Source organism: Enterococcus spodopteracolus (assembly GCF_030441955.1).
GTDB lineage: Bacteria > Bacillota > Bacilli > Lactobacillales > Enterococcaceae > Enterococcus_B > Enterococcus_B spodopteracolus.
This window is the reverse complement of the sequence record NZ_JARJHD010000053.1, coordinates 1-863: the sequence shown is the minus strand read 5'-3', so window position 1 is coordinate 863 and position 863 is coordinate 1. Positions and strand designations below refer to the sequence as shown.

General features: G+C 38.5%; 1 protein-coding gene. It reads left to right on the top strand.

The features are described 5' to 3' along the window. Nucleotides 1-252, top strand: a 252-nt coding sequence (locus P3R27_RS14400) for a hypothetical protein (RefSeq protein WP_438839297.1), incomplete at its 5' end; no start/stop codon positions are given. Nucleotides 253-863: the final 611 nt, after the last annotated feature.

Here is an 863-nt window from a genome sequence, read left to right as displayed (position 1 = left end):
AAGCTATTAAATATTGCTAACAGGTATCGTTTGGAGGCAGGGAAGCACTTGAGTGAAGTGATTACTCAAAGAAACTCTTTCGTAAAAGTTATAAGGAAATATAGTTCAACCGCAACGTTTCAGCAGCTACAGTCAGAATTTATTGAAGCAAATCTGAAACCTATTATAGATTTGAATGACTTCCCCAATTATTGGAAAAGAGTTATGTATCAGTGCCTAGCAAACTCGGAAGATTTTTTCAGAGGGATCTAGAATATGATGAAAGATAGAAAATTACGACGCTTATCGGAAGTGAACGAATACTTTTTATATGAGGAGGGCTGTTTTTACAAAATCCGGTAGTAACTTGCTAACCAATTCCTAGGCAGGTCATTGGCAACAGTGGCATGCACCGAGAAGGACGTTTGTAATGTCCGCTCCGGCACATAGCAGTCCTAGGGACAGTGGCGTACAGTCATAGATGGTCGGTGGGAGGTGGTACAAATTCTCTCATGCAAAAAATATGTAAAATCGGTAGCAACTGGAAATCATTCAACACCCGCACTATCGGAAGTTCACCAGCCAGCCGCAGCACGTTCCTGCATACGACGTGTCTGCGGCTCTACCATATCTCCTATGAGCAACGTGTTAGCAGAGCCAAGCCACAACTCTAATTTTAATACATAATGAATGATAATAATAATATTAAAAATTTCCTGTGTAACTAATTTACTATATGGTTTCTGATAAGAATCATTGCAAAGATCAAACAACTTGTATTACATTGACAGTTAAGCAGTTAATTTTATCACCTCTAAAATATATCAGCATCTAGCATGCAACCTATCAAAATGGAGAGTTTTATGACTAAAAAACCATGGGAA